The organism is Wenyingzhuangia sp. (assembly GCF_039768515.1).
GTDB lineage: Bacteria > Bacteroidota > Bacteroidia > Flavobacteriales > Flavobacteriaceae > Wenyingzhuangia.
In genome coordinates this window covers 1-3,648 of record NZ_JBDNAI010000018.1, presented here as the reverse complement: position 1 = coordinate 3,648, position 3,648 = coordinate 1, and the positions used below count along the sequence as shown (strand labels likewise).

The following is a 3,648-nucleotide window of genomic DNA, read 5'->3' as shown; positions in this document are numbered from 1 at the left end:
TGTTAGATGGAGCTAATACTTACGAAGAGGCAAGCATTGATAATGCAGAAACAGTGAACCCACGTTTTCAACCAGCAGCGATTGAAAGTGGAAATAATCGTTTCAAAAATAGATTAGAATCTGTATTTACCAGACTACAATACAACTATAACGAGAAGTACTTGTTGTCTGCGGTTTTCCGTAGGGATGTTTCTTCAAAATTTAATGAAGGTTACAATGTTGGGTATTTCCCTTCCGTATCTTTAGGGTGGAATATTTCAGATGAATCTTTTTTAAAAGACAACCAATTGATTAGTGGCTTAAAATTAAGAGCTAGTTATGGTACTATTGGAAATGATAAAATTAATGGAGATTTTCCTTACATAGGTTTGTTAAATGGTGAAGGAGCCTATAGTACTAATGAAGAGCTAGTAGAAGCAGATTTGTTAGTTGGTGTAGCTGAAGGAAAATTAGGGAATCCATACTTGCAATGGGAAACAAATACAACAGCTAACGTCGGTTTAGATTTTTCTATCATGCAAAATAGATTAACCTTTACGGCTGATGTTTATAAAAAAATAACAGATGATTTATTGATTAGTGCTGAATCATCAGCTTTGACAGGTGTAGCTGGTATTGGATCAAGTTCTCCTTTTATCAATGCAGGTTCTGTAGAAAATTCTGGAATTGAGTTTTTAGTTTCCTACAGAGATCAATTGTCAAAAGATTTTAAATTCAATGCTAGTTTTAATTTTGCAACCCTTAAAAACGAAGTGACATATGTTGGAAATTTAGCTGGTTTTGAACAAGGAGGTGCTTTCGCTGTAGGTTCAGGAATTTTACCTTCAAGAATGGAAGCAGGTCATTCTCTAGGTTATTTTTATGGATACAAAACTAACGGGATATATCAAAATCAAGCAGAAATAGATCTGTTAGATGCTACGGCTCCAGCAGATAAAGATGGTGAACCTCAAAAATACCATACTGGAGCTGGTGTAGGAGACTTAAGATTTGTAGACACCAATGGAGATGGAATAATATCCGAAAAAGACAAAACTGATATTGGAGACCCTATTGCTGACTTAACTGCCGGTTTAAATCTTGGGTTTACCTATAAGAATATAGATTTTGTTGCCTCTGCTATAGGATCTTTTGGTAATGAAATGGTTAGAGACTATGAACGTTTGAATCTTCTAGCTAACAAAAGTACCCGTGTATTAGATAGATGGACAAGCACTAATGCAAGTAATACAATACCAAGAGCAACCAGTGGAGCCTCTATCAATACAGATTTATTTTCAGATTATTTTGTAGAAGATGCTTCTTATATCAGAATACAAAATGTACAAGTAGGTTACAATTTTGACAAAAAATTATTAGATAAAATGGGGATGACAAATTTAAGACTCTTCTTGTCCGCAAATAACTTACATACGTTCACTGATTATTCAGGATATGATCCTTCAGCATCTAGTGGAGATCCGATTGGAGGTGGAATAGATAGAGGGTTTTATCCAGTATCTACGACATTTATTTTGGGACTTAATTTAACTTTTTAAAAAATTATACCATGAAAATATTTACAATAAAAAAATATACTAAAATCGTTACCTTAAGCATGGCATTAGGTTCCATGTTCGTGGCTTGTGATAGTTTTACCAATGATTTAAAGCCTGTGAGTGATGTGTCAGATGACTATTTTAGAACACAAGAAGAATATGAGAAAGCATTAATTGGTGCTTATGATATGTTGCAAAGTACTTATTTGAATACGCTAACTATTGTAGGAGCCTCAGATGACATCATTTTAGGTGGTGATCCCAATACATATGATCAGCCTACGCTGCAAAGAGTAGATAAAATGGATCATACCCCGGATGACAATAATCAACTAAGAGATATTTGGAAATTTATGTATGCTGCCATGGGGAGGGCAAATTATATCTTGGAGTTTAAAGACAATATCGATTTTGAGGGAAAAGATGAAATCATTGCTCAAGCTTATTTCTTGAGAGCATACTACGCTTTTGAGTTGACTAAGTTTTTTGGGGATATTCCTTTAGTGGTTGAAAAAAGAGATGGCGTTGATAGGATTCAAGACAAAAGAATTAGAATCGGAGAGCAGTATGATGTAAATCGTGTTGGGAGCATTGCAGCTGTGTATGCATTGATTGAAGAGGACCTTAAAGAGGCTATACCTAACTTGCCAGACACTCAAGATATGAAATACGAAATATCTAAGGGGGCGGCTCAAGCTTTATTAGGTAAGGTTTATTTGTTTCACGGAACTTTTGATAGTCGTCAGTATGCTAATGCTGCAGCACAACTGAATGATGTGATAGATAGTGAAGAATATAGCCTCGCAAACTTGTCTACATTATTTGAAAAAAGTGGTGAAAATGGTGTTGAGTCCGTTTTTGAAGTTCAGTACACTAGTGTCGAAGGTGCAGGTTGGGATTGTATACAGTGTAGTGAAGGGAATTATCTACCACAAAATAATGCACCAAGAGATCATACAGGTCCAAAATATACTGCAGGTTGGGGTTTCAGTTTACCGACCCAACAGCTGTATGATGCATATCAAGCCGGAGATAAAAGAAAGGCGATAACGATATTAGAACCAGCTACTAGTGAGTACACGCCAAGTAGAGAAAACACCGGTTATTTTTCAAAGAAATATCTTCCAACTAGAGCAAATGATGGTACAAGAGCTGGAAGCGATCCATTAAACTGGGACAATAATTATAGAGCTATACGTTATGCAGATGTTTTGTTAATGGCTGCTGAGGCAGAAGTTCAGAGTAGTGGGTCTGTTTCCAATGCAATAGATCACTTGAATGAAGTAAGAGCAAGAGCTTTTGGTGATAATTCACATGATTATCCATACAATGGTGAATCTGATTTGTTAGGAGCTATTTATAATGAGAGACGTATTGAGTTGGCTGGAGAAGGACACAGATTTTTTGATTTGGTTAGGACAGGGAAAGCAGTCATTGCTTTTGATGTATACAATGCTACCAAACCTGCTGACTTTGGAGAAGTTTCTTATGAGGAAAACAAAAATGAGGTATTTCCTATTCCTCTTGTTGAATTAGAGCTGGCCAACGCCGTAACAAGATGGGGACAAAACCAGGGATATTAAAGAAAATGAGTATGAACAACAAAAATAGAGTATTAATAACTAAATTAAATATTATGAATTTTTTAAAAACAGGAATGAGTGCCTTGCTATGTGTAGGGCTTATGGTATCATGTACCAAAAAAGATGATCCAATAGATAGTGCATCTGGGATTGCAGATTTAAGTTTTACAATAGAAGCATCAGGTCTAGGAAATATTGTAAGTGTGACGCCTTCAGCAACTGGAGCTTCTTCTTTTTCAGTAGACTTCGGTACAGATGCAACAGATGATGTTTTAGCAACTGTAGGTCCAAAAGTTTCTTATACTTACCCTTCAGTAGCAGCAACTTATGACATTACGGTTACTGCTTCTGCTACAGGTGCAGATGATGCGGTTTTAACCAAATCTTACACGGTAGCTGTTGAGGCTTCTGATATCGTTGGGAGATGGCTGTTGTTACACGAGGCTGGAGCTTTAGCAGTGGGGCCTAATTTAGAGAACGTAACCTCTTGGTGGTCAAATGATTTGGCAGCCGTAAAAACAAGAGAT

2 protein-coding genes and 1 pseudogene are annotated in these 3,648 nt (G+C 36.4%); all 3 read left to right on the top strand.

Features of this window, described 5'->3' with window-relative positions:
* Positions 1-1,538, top strand: a 1,538-nt coding sequence (locus ABF281_RS01230; protein ID WP_347179880.1) for a SusC/RagA family TonB-linked outer membrane protein, incomplete at its 5' end; no start/stop codon positions are given.
* 11 nt (positions 1,539-1,549) lie between these two features.
* Positions 1,550-3,121, top strand: coding sequence for a RagB/SusD family nutrient uptake outer membrane protein (locus ABF281_RS01225; protein WP_347179879.1), 1,572 nt, complete (start codon positions 1,550-1,552; stop codon positions 3,119-3,121).
* Between the two features lie 53 nt (positions 3,122-3,174).
* Positions 3,175-3,648, top strand: a pseudogene (locus ABF281_RS01220) (hypothetical protein); the annotation flags it as partial.